The 19,482-nt window shown below is 51.9% G+C and carries 16 protein-coding genes; 4 read left to right on the forward strand and 12 right to left on the reverse strand.

Annotated elements, in window-relative coordinates; genetic code table 11:
- The first annotated feature begins 300 nt into the window (after positions 1–300).
- Together ONV78_RS10850 and ONV78_RS10855 are read left to right on the forward strand one after the other, a co-directional pair.
- The gene (locus tag ONV78_RS10850; protein WP_279503149.1) at positions 301–2,103 is read left to right on the forward strand and encodes a DUF1302 domain-containing protein; all 1,803 of its coding nucleotides are present in this window, start codon (positions 301–303) and stop codon (positions 2,101–2,103) included.
- Positions 2,104–2,142: 39 nt separating this feature from the next.
- Positions 2,143–3,519 (forward strand): DUF1329 domain-containing protein, encoded by a 1,377-nt coding sequence (locus tag ONV78_RS10855; protein WP_279503150.1) that lies wholly within the window; start codon positions 2,143–2,145, stop codon positions 3,517–3,519.
- 132 nt (positions 3,520–3,651) lie between these two features.
- Here ONV78_RS10855 and ONV78_RS10860 read toward each other — a convergent pair whose 3' ends face one another.
- From ONV78_RS10860 to ONV78_RS10890, 7 genes are all read right to left on the reverse strand, one after another.
- A complete protein-coding gene (locus ONV78_RS10860) occupies positions 3,652–4,554 on the reverse strand; it encodes an acyltransferase (RefSeq protein ID WP_279503151.1) in 903 nt (300 codons plus the stop codon).
- 163 nt (positions 4,555–4,717) lie between these two features.
- Positions 4,718–5,134: a YkvA family protein gene (locus tag ONV78_RS10865; RefSeq protein ID WP_216735037.1), complete on the reverse strand. Its 417-nt coding sequence runs from the start codon at positions 5,132–5,134 to the stop codon at positions 4,718–4,720.
- Positions 5,135–5,241: 107 nt separating this feature from the next.
- The gene (locus ONV78_RS10870; protein WP_279503152.1) at positions 5,242–5,934 is read right to left on the reverse strand and encodes a glucosaminidase domain-containing protein; all 693 of its coding nucleotides are present in this window, start codon (positions 5,932–5,934) and stop codon (positions 5,242–5,244) included.
- A gap of 266 nt (positions 5,935–6,200) precedes the next feature.
- Entirely contained in the window at positions 6,201–8,525 is a 2,325-nt protein-coding gene (locus ONV78_RS10875) for a hypothetical protein (RefSeq protein WP_279503153.1), read from the reverse strand.
- Positions 8,526–8,737: 212 nt separating this feature from the next.
- Positions 8,738–9,301 carry a YfaZ family outer membrane protein gene (locus ONV78_RS10880; RefSeq protein ID WP_127969011.1) on the reverse strand — a complete coding sequence of 188 codons (564 nt, stop codon included), beginning with the start codon at positions 9,299–9,301 and terminating at the stop codon, positions 8,738–8,740.
- Between the two features lie 200 nt (positions 9,302–9,501).
- Positions 9,502–10,503, reverse strand: coding sequence for a DUF3187 family protein (locus ONV78_RS10885; RefSeq protein ID WP_279503154.1), 1,002 nt, complete (start codon positions 10,501–10,503; stop codon positions 9,502–9,504).
- A gap of 114 nt (positions 10,504–10,617) precedes the next feature.
- Positions 10,618–12,405, reverse strand: coding sequence for a sodium:proton antiporter (locus tag ONV78_RS10890; RefSeq protein WP_216735032.1), 1,788 nt, complete (start codon positions 12,403–12,405; stop codon positions 10,618–10,620).
- A gap of 362 nt (positions 12,406–12,767) precedes the next feature.
- On the opposite strand from ONV78_RS10890, the gene ONV78_RS10895 reads away from it, so the two are divergent.
- Both ONV78_RS10895 and ONV78_RS10900 read left to right on the forward strand, forming a co-directional pair.
- Complete coding sequence (locus ONV78_RS10895) at positions 12,768–15,044, forward strand: response regulator (protein ID WP_279503156.1); 2,277 nt, start codon at positions 12,768–12,770, stop codon at positions 15,042–15,044.
- A 494-nt stretch (positions 15,045–15,538) separates the two neighbouring features.
- Positions 15,539–15,895, forward strand: a complete 357-nt coding sequence (locus ONV78_RS10900) for a PilZ domain-containing protein (protein WP_279503666.1) — start codon at positions 15,539–15,541, stop codon at positions 15,893–15,895.
- Here the strand turns inward: ONV78_RS10900 and tsaA are convergent.
- From tsaA to ONV78_RS10925, 5 genes are all read right to left on the reverse strand, one after another.
- Positions 15,885–16,601, reverse strand: a complete 717-nt coding sequence (gene tsaA / locus ONV78_RS10905) for a tRNA (N6-threonylcarbamoyladenosine(37)-N6)-methyltransferase TrmO (RefSeq protein WP_279503157.1) — start codon at positions 16,599–16,601, stop codon at positions 15,885–15,887. The two genes, ONV78_RS10900 and tsaA, sit on opposite strands and share 11 nt — an antisense overlap.
- A 9-nt stretch (positions 16,602–16,610) precedes the next feature.
- Positions 16,611–17,480, reverse strand: coding sequence for a hypothetical protein (locus tag ONV78_RS10910; protein WP_279503158.1), 870 nt, complete (start codon positions 17,478–17,480; stop codon positions 16,611–16,613).
- Between the two features lie 227 nt (positions 17,481–17,707).
- Positions 17,708–17,944, reverse strand: coding sequence for a DNA gyrase inhibitor YacG (gene yacG / locus ONV78_RS10915; protein WP_279503159.1), 237 nt, complete (start codon positions 17,942–17,944; stop codon positions 17,708–17,710).
- Complete coding sequence (coaE, locus tag ONV78_RS10920; RefSeq protein WP_279503160.1) at positions 17,934–18,560, reverse strand: dephospho-CoA kinase; 627 nt, start codon at positions 18,558–18,560, stop codon at positions 17,934–17,936. The genes yacG and coaE overlap by 11 nt, the downstream gene beginning before the upstream one ends.
- 19 nt (positions 18,561–18,579) lie before the next feature.
- A complete protein-coding gene (locus tag ONV78_RS10925) occupies positions 18,580–19,458 on the reverse strand; it encodes an A24 family peptidase (protein WP_279503161.1) in 879 nt (292 codons plus the stop codon).
- Positions 19,459–19,482 lie beyond the last annotated feature (24 nt).

Consider the following 19,482-nt stretch of genomic DNA (forward strand, 5'->3'; position numbering starts at 1 on the left):
CCGTAAAAAATACCCATGCTAAAACAGGTCGAATTTGCTATTTGTTTGCCGCCTGAAAATCCTTAATAAAACCCATAACTTTCTTATTTTTTCATAACTTGCGTTTTTTATTTAGACTATTGGTGAATCCGGGCATTAGCGTCTATAGTGTATGAGACTTTCATCGTAGAAGATTCCGCCGTGATTTCACGTCTTTTACATCTTCTAGGGGTCGATAATAAAACAAACAAAAATTGGGTTTACACAGAACGTCTTCCTGCATGGCATGAAGATCTAAGAAAAATAACGGAGTAGCGTTCGATGATAAATAAAAATAAACGTTGGCGTCAGTGGACCAAATTACCGTTGGCCGCCGCAGTGGCGGCGATAATCTCTGCTCCGGCGCAGGCGTTTCAATTTTATCTGGGCGACATTGAAGGCTCGCTGGACACCACCCTCACCGCCGGAGCTAGCTGGCGGATATCCGATCGCGACAAGAATCAGTTGAGCCCTGGCAACCAGGGGCTGTCTACGCCACCATCAGGTTCCTATTCAAACGCAGCGTCTTCACATAACAGTGATAATGGCAACTGGAACTTCAAACAAGGCGAAACGTATTCAAAAATCATCAAGGGCACCTCTGACCTGATGTTACGTTATGGCGATTACGGTGGTTTCACTCGGTTACGCTATTTTTATGACAAAGAACTGATGGATGAGGGCCGTGCTTATGATGAGGCTGGCCAAACTCGTCCCATTAATAAACAGGGCTTAGAGCAAGCCGGCGCTGATGTGCGCTTTTTAGATGCCTATGTCTGGGGAGACTGGTACTTAGGCGATACGCCTGTTAACGCGCGCTTAGGTCGTCAGGTGGTCAGTTGGGGGGAAAGTACGTTTATTTTGGGTGGCGTTAATATTATCAACCCTATCGACGCTTCGGCAGCCAGGGCGCCTGGAGCCGAAGTAAAAGACGTGCTATTGCCCGTTAACATGTTCTATATGTCGGTGGGCATCACTGAAGATCTGACAACCGAGTTATTTTACCAAATAGAGTGGGAAAAGGCGGAAGCAGACCCTTGTGGAACCTTCTTCTCTAACAGCGATTCTGGCCCGGATGGTTGTGGGGGGATCGTTACGACTGCTCAATCTCCAGAGTCAGTAATAGTTGACTTAGAAGAAAGATCTGGTATCGACACTGTAAATGAGCGTTTAGCTGATAATGAGCCGGATAATAACGGCCAGTTTGGGATTGCTGCGCGCTGGTATGCCGCTGATCTTGGCGATACTGAGTTCGGCTTTTACTTTGTGAATTATCACAGCAGATTGCCCTACGCGTCGTTTCTTGTTCAGGATGCATCGACAGGGCAAGGCGCTAAATACTTTATTGAGTATCCCGAAGATATACAGTTGTTTGGCATAAGCTTTAACACTAGCACTGACAGCGGCTGGTCTATCGGTGGTGAAATTACTCACAGGCCAAACTTGCCTATTCAGAAAAATACTTTTGAATTAACCGCCGCCAGTCGTCAAGCTCCGTTTAGCGCTTTTGCTGATGAGGCGGTAGCAGGGCAGGTGCTGCGTGGCTACGATGAATTCGCTGTCACTCAAGCGCAAGTAACCTTTATCAAGTTTATTGATCAGGTTCTGGGCGCAAGCCGGTTGACGTTTGTGTCTGAAGTTGGCGCTGTGTTTGTACATGATTTACCGAATGACTCCCGCTATGGGCGGGATAGCACATATGGAATCGGGCCAGTGAAGAATGGTTCAGGGCTCAGTTGTGAGAACCCTGCGGTGAACCTGAATCCCAGCTTTTGTGAAGATAAAGGATATGTCACTGACTTCTCCGCAGGCTATCGCATGCGCTTCACGCTTGATTATCCGAATGTTTTCGCAGGCATTAACTTAGAGCCGTCACTGGCGTGGAGTCACGACGTTAAAGGTTATGCGCCGGAACCCGGAGCGCCTTTCAAAGAAGGCTCTAAAGCGGTAGGTCTGACTCTGAAGGGCGTCTATCTGAACAAATACTCCGCCTCCATTGGCTACACCAACTACTTCGGGGGCGAGCCGTACAATTACCTCAATGACCGGGACAACGTTTCTGCAAGCGTATCGGTATCATTTTAGGGTTTAGACAAGTTATTTAAGGTTTATGAGGTAGCCTCAATGAGATTGAATGCAATAATAAAACTCAGCGCATTAGCGCTGGCGATATCGTCTTCTCTCGCCTGGGCCAAAGTCCCAGCGGGCGAAGCCTCTAAATTGGGCGATACGTTGACGCCTGTCGGTGCGGAAAAAGCGGGTAATGCTGATGGAAGCATTCCAGCCTGGGATGGTGGGTTAAAGACAATTCCTGCTGGTTATGACGGCGTTGATTACATTAATCCGTTCGCGGCTGAAAAGCCCAAGTTCGTGATAAGCGCGTCGAATGCTGATCAGTATAAAGATCACCTGTCCGCCGGCCAGATGGCGATGCTGAAGAAATACCCGGGCAGCTACAAGATCAAGGTGTATCCCACCCATCGTACTTCCGCCTATGATCAGAAGGTCTATGATGCGGCGAAGAACAACGCGACTTCTGTAGAGCTGGTGGCGGACGGCAACGGCATCACTGACTACCAGATGGCGGTGGCGTTTCCTATCTTGAGCGGCAGCTCATCTGATCAGGCCAAACAGATTATCTGGAACCACATCACCCGTTGGCGCGGCGGCTCGTTGAGTCGACGCGTGGCGCAGGTGACGCCTTTGGCGAACGGCGATTTCACGCCAGTTATCTTCTCCGAACAGTTAAGTTATGTGAGCTCGTTGTCTGACTACAAGTCAGGCGCGGACCCCAACGTTATTTTCTATTTCAAGCAGGAAATAGAATCTCCCGCGCGACTGGCGGGCAATGTACTGTTGGTGCATGAAACACTGAACCAGGTCAAGGAGCCCCGTCGCGCGTGGATCTATAACGAAGGCCAGCGTCGAGTACGCCGCGCCCCTCAGGTCGCCTACGACGGCCCGGGCACCGCTTCCGACGGCCTGCGCACCACTGATAACTTCGATATGTTCAACGGTGCGCCGGATCGTTATGACTGGAAAGTGCTGGGCAAGAAGGAAATTTATCTGCCTTACAACGCCTACGATCTCAGCTCGAAAAAAGTGAAGTATTCTGAACTGGTGCAGCCTGGCCATTTGAATCAGGATATGGCGCGTTACGAATTACACCGCGTATGGGTGGTGGAAGGTACTTTGAAGTCAGGCGCCAGACATATCTACGCGAAACGCGTTTTCTATGTTGACGAGGATACCTGGCAAATCGGCCTGGCGGATCATTATGACGGCCGTGGCGAGCTATGGCGCGTTGCGGAAGGACACCATGTGTACTTCTACGATCAGAAGATTTCCTGGTTCTCCGCAGAAGTGTTGTATGACCTGCTTTCCGGACGCTATTTGGCTCTGGGTTTAACCAATGAAGAGCCGAAGGGGTATGAGTTCAATCTGGACGCCAGCTCACAGGACTTTACTCCTGCGGCGTTGAGACGGTCGGGAAGGAAATAAACTCGTCATACGTGGCATGAGGCAGTATTAGAAAAAGGAGGGATATCCCTCCTTTTTTGGTTTTTAGTGTTCGCTGTGAAAGTGAATAATCGCGTTCAGATTATTCACTTTCACAAAGTCTATTTGCTGGCTTCAAGATGCGTATTGCTGGTGAAGCTGCTCCAACTGCTCGTCTTTTCTTCGCCATAGCTGTGCGATCCACTCCTGAAATTCTGAGCGAAACTCCTCATCGTTCATATAGTCCCGGCTGAGAAACTGATCAGGAATACGGATTTTCTCAATGCGTATCACGACCTTTTTGATTCGCCCTGACGCTAGCCCCCAAAATCCAAGCGCTTTGCCGGGGTAATGAATGGTGATATTGAGCATCGTATGCAGGTGTTCTCCCATCGCCCCCAAAACAAACGCGGCGCCGCCGGCTTTGGGCTTTAGCAGGTGCTTATAGGGCGATTTTTGATGATCGTGCTTGGCTTGGGTAAAGCGCGTGCCCTCCAGGAAGTTGAACACGGTGACAGGAGTGTATTTAAACTTCTCACAGGCTTTTTTGGTAGTTTCCAGGTCTTTGCCTTTCAATGCGGGGTTGCGCTCAATTTGTTCCCGGGAGTAGCGCTTCATAAATGGAAAATCCAGCGCCCACCAGGCCACGCCAATTAACGGCACCCAAATCAGCTCCTGCTTAAGGAAAAATTTCAGCATCGGAACCTTGCCGTTCAGCACCCGCTGTACAATGGGAATATCAGCCCAGGTTTGGTGATTGCAGGTAACCAAATACCAGTCATTGGGGTTGAGGTCGCCATCCCCCTCCACATCCCACTGAATGTTGTGAAGAAGATACAGCAGCCCATTATTGATATTGATCCACAGTCCAGCGATGCCGATCAGCATGATGGTGCAGTATTTACGTGTAACGCTAATCGGTATCAGCAGCTTGATAAAGGCCAGCGCCAGCACGAAAGGAAATAAAATAGTCGTTGAAAGCAGGATCAAGAGGACGGCTAGAACGCCTCTTAGCCAATGTGGAAGAAAGCTCAACATTCGTCGAAATATCTCGTTATTGTGTTTTCAGGAAGTCTTATTTTTGATTATCCAGGCGAATGTTTTCAGGTCGCCTGTCGCTCTTTCGGCGTTTATTCTCCGGCTGGGCGAGTCGCCCTCCGGTTCTTATGTGGTGTGGGTCAGTGTACTTGCGATACCGGCATCAATTGCTCCCTTGCTGAGATGTCTGCTTCTTATCGGTTTTGAACCAGGCTGCCGTTTTTTCCTGCGCCTGGCGTCGTATTTCAGGGGTAATATGTGCAGCGATCGTGGCGATAGCGCCGGCCATAACCGTGAGGTCGTCGGTATAGCCCAGAATGGGCGTCAGGTCAGGAATGCCGTCTATCAGCGATATAAAATACCCCAGAGCGCCGTAGATGACGGTTTTACACCATACCGGCGTGTTGGGCGATGCGGCGGTGTAATAGAGCGTCAATGCATGCTCTACCGTTGTAACGCCGGCGGCGGAGGCGGCCGCGCCCAACTTTTTCCACAACTGGGCGCCAGAAACCGGTGGCGGATTTTCTGATTCGAAACGAGCTGTCTCGGAAAAGCGGTTACGGGCTAGATTGATGCTCATAGTGTGTCCCATCGTCGGGTGGAATCCATTTCATTTTACGCAACCCCGGCAGGAATTTCTGAATTAAATAACCAATGGTCGCGTTTTTGTCCGGTAACTTCGGTTGATCAAAGTGTTGCGGCGTCACTGGGTTGGTCGTACTTCTCAAGGTCGTTGGCGCGGATCATACCCTGTATTTCCGCAATATAAGCTTCTCCCCGGGTAGAGTATTTCGCCAGGCCTGGGGTCAGGCTTTGTCCGGTGACGGCGAGCCCTTGAGCTCGGAGTTTTTCTCTGGTTTTACGAAGGTCGATATAGTGCAGATTCCGGTTGAGGTTGCGCATGTAGCTCATCACAGAGTGGTAAACCGTATCGAAACGCGCGACTTCGTGCTGCAGGTGAGAGGCGCGCTGCGCAGGCTCAATGCCGCATCCGGGCTTGAAGCACCACTGTCCGAATAAGTTGTTGCCTTCACGGGCGAAGCGGGAGCCCCCCCAGCCAGACTCATTGGCCGCCTGCGCCAGCACCAGAGAGGGAGGAATTGTATCCACTCGGCGCAGCATCAGTTTGAAAAAGTCGTTGTTGAAAGCGTCGTCAAACGGCACTCGATAAGTTTCCGCCAAGCGTTGCAGACGAGCGGTATCTTCCGTCGAGAATGTGGTTTGACGCTGCATCTTCTGGATGAATTGGCGCTCTTCTTTGATTTGTCGATTGGCTTGTTGCACCAATGGCAACAAGTAAGAGAAAAACGCTTCTTTCTTTTCACCGACATCTTCATAGCTGCTGAAATCAGGAAGAGGCGCAGTGGGTATCAGATTCACGTTCGAGGCCTTGAGCTCTTTTTTATCATCCTTAACCACCAGAGCATGTAAGTCATACCAGAGTGAAAATGTAAAAAGCCAAACTAATGCGCCGCTAAAGGCAATAACGGCATAACTGCGGTAATTCTTCATGTACTACCCATCGTTTTTGCTAGCAGATTTTATTTTGCGTATTTAGTTTAGCTGATTCAACACTTTGGGCAGGAAGGAGGGTGAGCTATGGCCTGCTCTCCACAACGTCAATGTGGAGAGCAGGAGAAGGGCGTTTAATCTGAGTTTGCGGTCAACGCTTGTTGCTTGAAGCCATATACCAATCCGATACGGTCGCCGTAACGCACCAGTAAAATCAGCAGATTGCCGCCGCTGGCGGCGAATCCTTCCATTGTCAGCGTTTCTCCACCTGCGGGCTGCGGGTCGGTGAAATCCAGCTTAAGAAGGTTTCTGTCCGCTCCCGTGTTGGCGGCGGGAGACGCTTGTGGCGTTAAAGAGTAATCCACATCGTGATTTTCAATATCGCTGAGTGTCTGGCTGCCAATGGTCTGCGTCACCCGGCGCTCGTTCAGATGGAGGGTTGCGACCGAGGCGTCGTCGAAGGTCAGGGTGGACAGGTTGTGATTCCCGAATAAGGTCGCGCCTCCGTTGATGCCCAGGCTATTGCCATATAACACATAGCTGGCGCCGGCGTAGTTGATGTCCGTGTCTGACAACTTCACCGCATGAATGATGCCTTGGCCGTCCGTATCGCTGTCTATATTGAACGACAGGACATTGCCGGAAGGATCGCTGACGCCGCTGGCTGAGCCAGCTTTGATTCGTCCGGTATATTGCGTTTCATAAACTTTATCAGCGTTGTTGTACTTGATGGTCGGCAGGCGCTCCAGCGCCAGAGACGCGGGCGTTTCCGTTGACATGCCGACGCCTGAGGCGGAGCCGTCCGCGCTGCGGCTCATCTGATAGGTATGGTAGATGTCGGGATCGCCTGCAACCGGAGCGGGTTGCGTTTGCGCAATATCGCTAGAGGTCGCTTGCCAGTGGTGAATCGCGCCAACGACAGTCATGACCGGGTCGGTGGACAGGTTCTGGCGCAGGCTGATCACGCCATAATCGCCGCCATTGATCACGTCCGTGCTGAAGTTCGAGGATTGTTTGCTATGGAAAAGCCAGCCGAAAGTGTTCAGTTTTTCCAATGTCAGCTCACGGCTATACCCACCCGTTGACTTGGCGGCCAGTTCAATCGCAAATCCATCGCTCAAGTAAGCGGAGGCCATGGAAGGCGAGGATGTGCTGTCGTCATTGGTCGATTTTGTGGTGTACAGGCGAGTATAGAAGGGGTTGGTCAACCAGCCGGTAGGGCTGGCGCTGTCGTCCCGGGTAATGTATTGAGTTTGCAGACGCGCCATATCGAAAAAGCCGCTTGGAGACAGATAGGTCAGTGTTGAACCGACATGGGCGTTAATATCATCCTCTTCCGCCTGCGCGCTCTGGTTGAAGACGTCGTCAGAGACTTGAGTCAGGCTATGGCGTTCCCAGGGAACCTGTTCGACGATAATGTTATTGACGATCCCCAATACGGTAGCGGTGAAGCTGGCGATGGGGTAGGAATAGGTCGTGACTTCCGCGGACGTATTGGTTTTGATCGTGGCGATGCGGTTGGAGAACACCACGGTTTTAGCGCCATTGGGCAGGCCCTGGTTCAGTCCGGCGGCGAATAATACGGAGTTGTACAGGCCTGCTCGGTTTTCCAACACTGGCGCAATACTGGTTGATGTTGTGCCGTCGATCTTTTTCTCACGGATAGTGGCGATGAACTGGTCGACGAAGTCGTCAAATAATACGTTGTCGCCAAGAAACGCCATCGTCTCTTCCAGATCTGCATTGTCCGGTAAGGTGACTTCGAAATCCTGCACGCCGTTCATCAATGCGGCCCAGTTCAGCATGCGTGCGTCGGCCTGTGAGCCGCAGGAATCCGTACTGTCGTTACAGGGCATCATTCCGTCCAGCTCGGCCTGAGAACTCAGGCTGCTGAAGAGATCTCTAACCGCATATTCCGACGCGGCGGTAATCAGTATCCCTTTGTTAGCGTTGGGCAAACCCGTGCGAATGACAGAGCCGTTACTGAGCTCCGCGGCGATAACCAAGTCAATTCTTTGCGGAATGGAACCGTCAAAGGTGATGGTGTAGCTGCCGTCGCTGGAGCGATTGACAGAATAGTCATTGCTTGAGATGACCCCACCGGAAATAACATTGCCGCGATAATCTAGCTGTTGAATGCTCAGATTGGCCGCCACCTTGTCTCCGGCTGAGATGGCGTAAGCTGAAGCTGGCAGGAAAGCGTTCAGTATCTTTTGGGCGATGGTGGCTTCTTGCATGCCCGGGGTGGCGAGTACTGCGACATTGACCTGTCTGCCGTCAATGGGATCGGGGGGCGTTTCTCCGCTGGCGTCGCCGGCAGGAGGATCAACTTTGTTGTCGTTCTTGGGCGGCGTGTAACCGCCGTTGCCATCTAGAGATTCATCGCCGCCGCCACAGGCGGAGAGTATGGATACAAGCAGCAGGAGCCCGGAAACTTTTTTCAGCTCGCGCAATGACATAGGCAATTCCATTGTTAATTCTTATTGAGGCTGTTGGGGGCTAGTCTAAGGGTTTTTACGGAGAGCGGAAAACCCTGGTTTGAGGAATCTGTGAAGCAGTCCCAGCCGGGGAAGCGCAGGAGTGAGGGTGGTGAAATCGCCGCAGACGACGAAGAAGCGCGTTCTGCGGCGAGAGATTGTCTTGCTAAACGCTATAAGTCGTTTACAGAGACTTAGAACTGCAGGGCGAAGCCGACGTTTACGCCTTCGTCTAGTGTGATGTCATTATTGCGTTCAATGTCCGCTTTGATGACGCGGTATCCCAGATAAATATCGGCGTTGGGAATCACGCGGTAAGTGGTTTTGACGTCAAAACGAGAGAACTGCTCGGCGTCCTGAAAGGACGTGATGGACGGCGCGAAATGGCCCGCTAGTTTGACTCCCAATCCTGGAACGGCGGGAATTTTGATGTGCGCGTATCCACCTAATGCAATGGCTGAGCCGTCGACGTCACCTTCGGTAAAAGCGTCCAGCTGGGCGCCAATGCCAACCGTTGTCGGCAGATTGCCGATAGCAGTTTGCCCTCGTGCATGCAGGTCGCCGTTGAGCAGGTGACCGCCGCCTTTGTGGTACAGGTAGCCAAGGCCTGTTTCAAAATCTCTGGATTGCGGCAGCATATTGACCTGTACATTAACGGACTCATCGCCAATGTTGAAGTCTAATTCGGAAGCGGTTGCGATGTTGGCTCCCAACAGTGCGGCGGCGCCGATAGCCGCGTTAAGCCCTAAAAATCTCATGGATATGGTTGCTCCTGGTTTAATCATTCTGAGAAAAAGTTTCCGGCGAACTTCCGTTTGCGGAATGTGTCCATCTACGGAATATCTTGTAGCGGATTGCGGAAATACGCCCTCAGGCGCTAAAGGCGACAAGCCGACATCTTAACCACAGGCGAATGTCGGCTCAAATTAATAACAGGTTATCTGGAGCTCTGACTCAATCACCAGCCGTAGGTCATACCCAGAATGGCGACAAAGTCCGGCGTGATAGTGGTGTTAAGGTCCTCTGCGATTGCGATGTTCAGTACAAGCGAATCACTGAGGGCGATTTGTCCGCCGGTGGTCAACTGCAGGGAGAAATTGCTCAGTTCGCGCAACTGGCTATGGTAAAGCCCGGAGTGGCTGTCTATCTGCGCCGTAAGCGTGAGATAAGGCAGCGCGCGCCAATGGCCGCCAGCCCGTAGGGACAGCGCCCAGTTTTTCTGTAGTGGCGCAAGCTTGAGGTCGCTATCGCCCAGGTAGCTGACAGCGGCGCCGGCGAATGGAATGAAGCGTTGCTCGGGACCCGTTACTGCTCCTTCCCAGCCCATGCCTGCAGAAAGGTCCCAGGCTCCGCTGCCGGTGAGTTTGTCAGCGTCTCCTGTCGGCGCTTTAACTTCCAGTTGCGCCAGCCAATCCTGCTCCCAGAAATGCAACTGTTGGGAGTAGCCAAGGCGAATATCGCCGATTCCGGAGGCTTCTTCGCGAAAATTCAGCAGCCTTTCGCCATTGCGCTGGTACACATAGGCGAATTGATCGTTGGTGTCCTGCGTCCTGCCGCCCTGGGGAAGGCCGAACCATTCGTGCCAGTCGTAGATGAAGTCGTCCCACAGGCCTTTGCTGTGGTCGACATAGGGCGCTCTCAAGGTAAGTTCGGCGTCGTTTGTGAAACGCCAGCGCAGCGATAACGAGGTTATCGCCACTTCGCCGTCAAAATAGGAAATTTCGTTGATGTTCTCGTGTGTGACATAGGTATTGGCGGTGGCGTGCTGCAGGCTGGCCTCAAAGCCGGATGGCGCGGTGTTCAGGGCTGTTTGAATAGACGGCAGCCCAAATATCTGCGCGAGAGGAGAGTAGTTCCCGACCTCAAAAGGTGTAGGAGAGAGGGCCATTGCAGGGGAAGATAATAGTGCGCAGACGCAGGGGTAAACGATCCGGTGAGTTATTTTTTTTAACGACGTCATCGGTTGGATGATTCCTTCATGTCATGCCAAGTTGTTTAAACAGGCTCTTTAAAGCGTCAGCATCTGCCTGATGTTGAGCTAAAAAGAGCGCTTTAGAAAGTTTAGCAGCAGACGCTAGCCAACGAGGCTGATCAACACCTGTCCTGGCTTGGGTTGCAGGTTTTTCTTTACGGTGAAGAAGTTCAATGTTCCGTTTTCACCCACTAGGCATAGCGGTAATGGATCTTGATCCTGGTTCTTTTCCTTAAACTGTTCGTAGGTGAAGTCTTTGGTAAGAGGAGTGCGCTTGATGACGGCGCCATGATTCAGTCTCCTCATGATGTGGTTGTAAGTAGCCTGGGTGGAGAACAGGGCGACGCCGGACAAGTCTTCGGGAATCCACTGGGCGGGTTTGTCCTTATCTTCGGGTTCGCCGAGCTGGTAGACCTCTTTGACGCCGAATATGTCGGAAAAACGAATACAGGCGAGGGAGTTCAATTCCAGGTTGGGCGTCAATGCCAGAAAGCGTCCCATCCCTGTGTAATTGACGCGCTCCAGTAACTGCTCGGACAGGACGTTGCCCAGCAGTGTCGGCGTTCCTTCCATACGGGCTTCTTTAATGTTGCTCCACCGGGCGTCGACGATCAGCACGCTCACATTTTCATTCTTCAACGCTTTGGCGAGCGCATTGGTGAAGGCGTTGGAGCCAAGAATGATACAGCCTTGCGGGTTATCGTCGGACAGCGCCAGTTTCTTCGCCAGCGGTCTGGCGCCCAGGCCATATATAAGAATTGTACCCATGATGATCAGAAACATCGTGGGGGGTAATGCTTCCGCCTCTTCATAACCGATGCCTTGCAGGCGTACAGCGAATAGAGAGGCCACCGCCGCGGCGACGATGCCTCGGGGCGCCATGGAAGATAAGAAGACTTTTTCCTTCCAGCTCAGATTGCTTTTTACGGTTGAAGCCCAAACCGCCGCTGGACGCACCAGAAACACCAGCAACAGCAAGAAAGCGAAACTTCCGGCATGGATGTGCTCCAGGTCTTTTACATCCAGACGGGCGGCGAGAACGATAAACATAGAGGAAAGCAGCAGTACGCGGAGGTCTTCTTTAAAGCCCACCAAGTTGCGTATCGACACCAGGCGCTGGTTGCCTAAATAGATCCCCATGATAGTGACGCTGAATAGACCGCTTTCATGCTGTATCAGGTTGGAGGCGGTAAACAGACACATGACCATCGCGAGGGTGAAAGTGTTGCCCAGAAACTCAGGTATCCAGTGATGACGTAGCGCTGTCGCCACCAACATCCCGGCAATCAAGCCCATCAAGCCGCCTACTACGACGGTCAGCAAAAAGCCGGATAAAAACAGGGTCGTCGCTTTGCCCACGCTGGTGGACACGACGGCCTCATACACCAATACGGTCAGAAGTGCGCCAATGGGGTCGTTGAGAATGCCTTCCCATTTCAGGATGGAGTTAACCTGACCTTTGGGGCGAATCAGCATCAACAAAGGCAGCACCACGGTGGGACCGGTGACGGTAAGAATCGCGCCGATCAGCAGAGCGAGAATCCAGGGAACGTCGAGAGTAAGCCAGGACAGGAAAAAGGCGAGAAACCAGGTAATCAGGATTCCCACGCTGACGAGGCTGCGAACAGCGGTTGAGCTGGTTTTGAGTTCCGCCAGTTTAAGGCTGAGTCCGCCTTCGAACAGGATGATGGCGACGGCGAAAGAAATAGCTGGAAACAGGAAGTCGCCGAAAATTTCGTCAGGGTTCAGTACGCCGGTCGTTGGGCCCAGAACTATACCGCTCAGCAATAACAACAGTATTGAAGGCAGTTTCAGTTTCCAGGCTATATACTGAGATGCGACGCCGAAAAACAGGATGGCGGCGAGGGCTACGACGACATGTTCGTTCAAAAGGGGAGCTCCGAACCGGAAGAGTTGAGGTTTAGCAGTCAGTTTTTCCGCTAAAGATAGCAGTTGATCCCTGGTGTGGCCAGCTTAAAGCCGATGCGGTGGTGGTTTGAACAACGCGCTGTCCGATGCTCTTGGTCGCTGCTGAATACGTAGGCGGGATGGATTATTGACGGGAACATATATAGAGTTGTCGCTGTCCCAAGGGCGGGCGGCGAATAGGCGACTGGACGTCAAAGTGTCAAAGTAAGGTTTTGCTACAATATCGATAGCGCTCTCAACGGTAGTAGGCAAACAGGGAGTTTAGGGGTTTGTGGGGTAAATTTAGTAAACGGCTGCGAAAGTATCCTTTAGGATCGAAGGTCGTGGCGAGCGTCCTGCTGTTCAGCACAGCCGTCGCCCTGGTCTCCACCGGCGTACAGTTGTGGCTGGATTACCGTGCGGAAGTGGCGGCGCTCAACACCAGGCTGGACGATGTCGCCAGTACGTTCGAACCGGGATTGGCGAATAGCCTGTGGAGCATCAATCACGATAACCTGGATGTGTTATTGCGGGGATTGCTGCGCCTGCCAGAAATTTACAACGTCTCCCTGGTCACCAACTACCAGGATGTGTTTACCGCTGGCACGCCGCCATCCGGTGAGCCTTCCTTCAGCAAGGTGTATCCCATCTATCAGCCGGGCATGGACAATTACTGGCTGGGAGATTTGACGCTCATCGCCACACTGGAGCCAATCCAGCACAAAATCTGGGACCGGCTGCTGATTATTCTGATTACCCAGAGCGTCAAAACCTTTGTCGTCGCTATTTTTTTCTTGTTGATCTTCTGGCTTTTGGTCAGTCGGCATCTGGAAAAGATGTCGCAATATTGCCGCCGGTTGGAGATTGATAACCCGACGGCGACATTAACCCTGGACCGCAAGCCGCCGTCCTCATCCGACGAGCTGAGTCAGGTGGTCACCGCCATCAATAATCTGCGTATTCGCATGCTGGAGCAGACGCGCATTCTGCGGCAGTCCGAGCAACGCTCTCAAGTCGAGCGCTCCCAGGCGGTAAAGGCGAATCAGAGCAAGAGCGTGTTTATCGCCAATATCAGCCACGAGCTGCGCACGCCGATGAACAACATTCTTGGCTATACCGGCCTATTGCTGGATGCCCCCGTTTCTCAGGAGCAACGTGAATATTTGCTGGCGGTGCAACAGAGTTCAGAGTCTTTGTTGACCCTGTTTAACGATATGCTGGACCTTTCCAAACTGGAAGCCGGCACGACGCAAGTGGATTTGGCGCCTACCGAATTGCGAGCATTGCTGCAGGCGGCGGTGGCGCGTGTTTCGGCGGTGTCGGAAGCCAAAGGCCTGAACGTTGAAACCTTTGTGGATGCAGGCCTGCCGACGCGGGTGCTGACGGATCGCAATATTCTGTTGCGCGTGCTGGAAAGTCTGCTCTCCGTTGCGATTACGGTCACGGTTAAAGGCCAGGTGGTGCTGCATGTGCATCCGGTGGCGTTTGACGAAGATCGGGTGCGCATACGATTTACCGTAGAAGACAGCAGCCCGGGAATCAGCCCCAATGAAATTGATACCTTGCTGTCCAACACCTTTGAAGCGCCGGTTTCGCAGGGGCTCAACGAAGTTGGCACAGGTTTGAGGCTAGCGTTGTGTAAACAGTTCGTGGAGTTGATGGGCGGCTCTTTCGGCATCGAAAGTGAGGAAGGTAAAGGCACGACCTACTGGGCGCAACTGTCCTGTCAGCGCGTGCAAAGTTATAGCCCTCAAATTCTCAATGAAGAAAATATTTTCAGAGAAAGCCGCATCCTCGTGGCGGACGCCAATGAGCTGAGTCTCAAGGCCACTCTGGATATTTTCTCCGAAGAATCCCTGCTGCATTGCGATATTGCTAAAACCTCCGAAGAGGTCAGGGCGCTGGTGAATCAGGCGGTGGACTCCAAAGCCCCTTACAACGCGATGATTCTGGACGAATTGCTGCCGGGTGATGACTTTATAGATCTGATTAAGTTCATCAAATCTTTGGACTTGCAGAAAAATGCGCCGATTTTGGCGCTGTCCTCACATCCGCAAAGAGAACATGTGTCTGAATTGAAGGGCGCGGGAGTATCCGGGTATCTCAGTAAGCTGGACAGAGAGTCGCACTTACGCGACGCCTTGTACTCGGTTTTGGTGGAGGAGCCGAATGAAACTTCGATTATCCTTTCTCCAAGCCTGATGACCTTTGAGGATCGCAGGGATTCAAGGCGTTCCGGGTTACGTGTTCTGCTGGTTGAGGACAATACCGTCAATCGCAATCTCGCCCGCAAGATGTTGGAGAAGTGCGGCTGCCGAGTGGACTTTGCTGAAAACGGCGAAATCGCCATCCAACAGCTAGGTTCAACCCATTTTGATCTGATATTCATGGACTGCTGGATGCCGGTCATGGATGGCTATGAGACGACCAAGCGTATTCGTGAGAGTGCCCAAAGCTTTTCTCATATCCCTATTGTGGCGCTCACGGCGAACGCCTTCCCCGGTGAAAAAGAGAAATGCATGCAGTGCGGGATGGACGACTTCCTGACCAAACCTATCCGTTTCGAAGAACTCAGCGCTATTGTTCGTCACTTTGAGGAAAAAGTGTTGGAACAGGCTTGATTGCTTCCTTTGTGACAGATTGTCGGATGATGCTGTTAAATTTTGAAAAATTAATCAAAAAAGTCACCGTAAGTGGGGGAGTCTGGTTGAAAAAGACTACATTTTCCCCTAAATCTTAAATTAAGGATTGTTGTCGCGCGTCAGAAGCTGTGTTCTATCGGCCTTCAGCTTCAAGCGTCAAGAAGTGGGAGCGGTATGGCAAAGGAGAAGCGCAGAGTTTTACACTGAACACGAACGCCAACGGATGAGCTGTAAGAAGGTCAATTTAACGCTGACATTGAATAGGCGATGTGCTTATGAACATGTTTGTGACTGGAGATACAGCGATGCGTCAGTTTATACGTCATCCTACAGATATCCCTATTCTGCTTGAAAAGAAACGCCCCTCCAAAGAAGACTCATACTCCGAATCTGGTGTTTGTACTGACACGATAATTCATAAGAGCCCCGCCACCGTGGGCGTCGGTTGTTGTCCCGCCGCGTCCTCACACTGTATGCAAAACATAAGTTGTGGTGGAGTTTGCTGTATGTCGCCAACGTCCTATGAGGTGGGAGAGAAGGTGATGGTGGTTATCGCTTTTGTACGCCCAACCTTTAGAACGCCAGCTCAGGTAATCTGGTGTAATGATGTAGGTAACGGTTTTGAAATAGGGTTGCGTTTCATGAGCGAAAAAGACGCATTTGCCGCTCGAATGGTGGAGCAGGTGTGCCACATTGAGCATTACAAACGGGAAGTGTTGGCGACGGAAGGTCGCCGTATGTCAGGGGAAGAGGCGGCGAGAGAGTGGATTGAAAAGCATGCGCCGGATTTCCCCGAGTTTGACTCAGGTCCGGAAGTGACTACTCATTAACTGCCAGGGGCGCGACAGCGCTGATAAGCGCGTAATCGTCATGGACACGCCAGGAAATATTCAGGTCGTATAAAGCCAAGCCATAGACTTTCGAGTCGGCTTGGCTTTTTTTATAACTGGGCCGCGGGTCCAGCCCAATGGTCTCAATAATCAGCTCTCGCAGGTTGGGATATTGAGGGCTTAATTGACGCAAGCTATGTTCTGCTTCTTCTGTAAAACGCACTTCTAAGCAAGGTTCCGGCTTCTCAACCGCATAGCCGCCTTCCGCCTCTATTGCGTCGACATAGGGGATATAAGGCTTTATGTCTAATACAGGAGCGCCATCCACAAAGTCGCCCCCTTCCACGCTGATTACCTGTAAACCCTCACGCTCCTTAACAGAGAGCAGGCGTACGGCGGAGAGTCCAATGGGATTGGGGCGAAATGGAGAGCGGGAGGCGAATACGCCGACTGACTTGTTGCCGCCGAGCCTCGGAGGGCGGACTTTCGGCTTCCAGCCTGCAGCGGCGGTTTTATGGAAATGAAACAGGACCCAAATATGGCTGAAAGCCGTCAGTCCCGACACGGCTTCTACGGAAGAAAACTCCTGTGTGAGCACGATTTCCGTGATGGCGTGTTTGATTAACCCGGGTTGGCGCGGCGCCCCGAACTTTTCCGGGAAGCAGGAGCGGATATGGCCAATGGGGCGGTAGATTAGATCTTCCATCGCTATGATTTACTCTGAGAAGATCATCTCAATTCCCAGCGTTAGCGACGGATTGGGTTTGAAGTTATCGTCTCTGGGAAACAGCAGTTCTGGCGTGCTCTCAAGGAATAGCCAGTCGCTATAAAGCCGTTGACGATAGGTGGTGTTTATAAAATAGGCGCTGGTGCGTGGGTTGGGGCGGCTTTCTCCCAGCCATCCCAATTGGTGATTCATCGCTCGCTTTTCGTCAATCTTTTGAGAAAGTGAAAAGACTTCCGCAAACTCCCAGCCGTCTCGATTATCCACCCACTGCGCTTCTGACTTGGAACGGAAGAACCAACGGTCTGAAATGGCGTTCTCAAAGTAGAAGGCGCTGGTGTGACCCCAGCCATCGGAATGGTAGTAATAAACCGATTCGTCTACCCGGAAGTCCCAGGTGTCAGAGAGCGCCCACTCTTTCTCCGCTTTCGCCCTGGCGAAGGGATCCAGTGGGATTTCCAGCTTGATACCCAGGTCGCCTTTGAACTTCCACTCTTTCAGGGCGGCAATTAAGCGAAAGAAGCCCGTACTGGTGGTGTTGGTGGTTTCATTTTCCTTTAACACCCGGTTCCGGTTTTTTTCCGCCAAAGTTTTGGTTTCATCCGGGTCGTTCTCGATCACCAGTTTGAACCGGTCCTGGGTATAAGGAAGGTCCAAACGAAACTTGAAGCGTGGTTCGGGATCAATCCCTTCTTCTTTTCGCCAAACACCAAACAAGCCAACTTTCAAGAAGCTGCCGTTGGCGCTCAGTTCAGCCTCTTTGCCGCCAAAAAAGCCGTCAATATTGCGTCCAAGCGAACCGATTCTATTTGACCAGGCGTTGCGTTGATCTACGATCCAGCTGAAGGAACGCTCAGTCATAGTTTCTTTTTCTGCGTTTTCCTCGTCTTCTATCGCTTGAACGCTCTCCTCGGCAGGGACGGAGGCTTTAGTTTCAATAGCTTCCTCTGTTTCCTTGGCATGAGAAAGGGAAGCGGATATGAATTGGAATGAGACGGCGGCAAGGGCCGCACAAAGGTATTTGTACGCGAACGTCACCGGCTAATACATCCTGGTATGTGAATAGGAAAGGTCGCAGAGGCTGGATATCAATGGGCGTCCTTGGGCCGATCGTCGCCGGCTTCAGACCACTTGTCTTTCTCCTCGGCTTCTGGAATTCGATACTCTTCGGACGCCCAGGCGCCCAGGTCGATCATTTGGCAGCGTTTGCTGCAGAATGGACGAAATTCATTTTCCTGAATCCATGGGACTTTCTTTCCACACGTCGGGCAATCCACTTTCAGGGATGTGCGCGTGGCTGAGGAGGTAGAAGATTTATCGATCATGCTGCGCCAGTTCTAAATAGTATTCGTGCAACTTGGCGACCTCCTGGTTCAGGTGGGCCAAGTCCTTATCGTTCAGGATGATATCATCCGCATGTTGGCGTTTATACTCTCTGCCGCTTTGAGTCGCAATAATCCGGCGGACCAAATCCTCGCTATTTTGATCTCGCGCCATCGCTCTGGCGATTTGTACTGGCTCAGGAACATCTATGACCAGTACGCGTTCCACCAGCTCGTGTTGCCGGGTTTCCAGCAACAAAGGAGATGCCAGGATGCAATAAGGCGACGCGCATGCACTTAACCAATTGCGTATGCGCTGATTGATGAGCGGGTGCAGCAGGCTCTCAAGCCATTTCTTCTGCTCAGGATCATGGAACACCAGCTTGCGAAGCGCTGCGCGATCCAGAGCTCCGCTCGGCGTGATCAAGGCGGAGCCGAAATGTTCTGCAATATGTTGCAGGGCTGGCTCGCCTGGCTCGACTACGTCGCGGGCGACTTGATCGGCGTCGATACAGGGAACGCCTAATTCGACAAACATGGCTGCTGCTGCGGACTTACCGCTGGCGATGCCGCCGGTAAGTCCGATGACTAATGAGTTATGTTGAGTAATCTGGTTCATGTAGGGAAAGATACTGCGACTAAGGCGCAGGATACATCCCCAAATAGGCGGATACGATATCATTTCCCCAGATCATCGCGATCCAGCCGGCGATTGCCAGATAGGGGCCAAAGGGGATCGGGATATTTTTATCTCTACCTAAGGTAATGATCATAGCCAGGCCAATAACGGCCCCAACCAGTGACGAAAGCAGAATAATGAGCGGGAGCATTTTCCAGCCCAACCATGCCCCAAGCGCGGCAAGCAGCTTGAAGTCGCCGTAACCCATGCCTTCCTTGCCAGTCAAAAGCCGGAATAAATGGTAAACCGACCACAAAGCCAAATAGCCAATCACTGCGCCAATCACGGCTTCTGACAGGGGAGCGAAAATACCCTGGATATTGATTAACAACCCCGCCCAAAGCAGAGGAAGCGTGAGGTCATCAGGAAGCAGCTGGGTGTCGAAGTCAATCAATGACAACGTAAGCAATGTCCAGCTTAAGCCAATAGCCGCCAGTCCCGCCCAACTCATCTTGAAATAGCAAACGGCAATAACCGCCAATAAAGCGGTAGCGATTTCCACCAGTGGGTAGCGTATCGAAATGCCAGTTTTACACGAGGAGCACTTGCCCCCAAGGAACAAATAACTGATTACAGGAATATTCTCCCAGGCTCTGATTTTATGCCCGCACTTAGGGCAGGTTGAGTCGGGTTTGGAGAGCGTGATCAGAGGCTCATCTATTTTAGGGCAGTCGCAGCCTGGAATTTCAGCGCACTGAGCGCGCCACTCCTGCTCCAGCATTTTCGGCTTCCGCAGAATCACGACATTCAAAAAGCTGCCGACAACCAAGCCGAAAACAATGACCGTGGTATAAAGCAGCGCAGGGTTATGATTGAATTGATTAAAGATTTCTAACATCGGTTATATAAGGGTACAGTTAAA

Origin of the sequence: Hahella sp. CR1 (assembly GCF_029813005.1) — a bacterium.
Lineage (GTDB): Bacteria > Pseudomonadota > Gammaproteobacteria > Pseudomonadales > Oleiphilaceae > Hahella.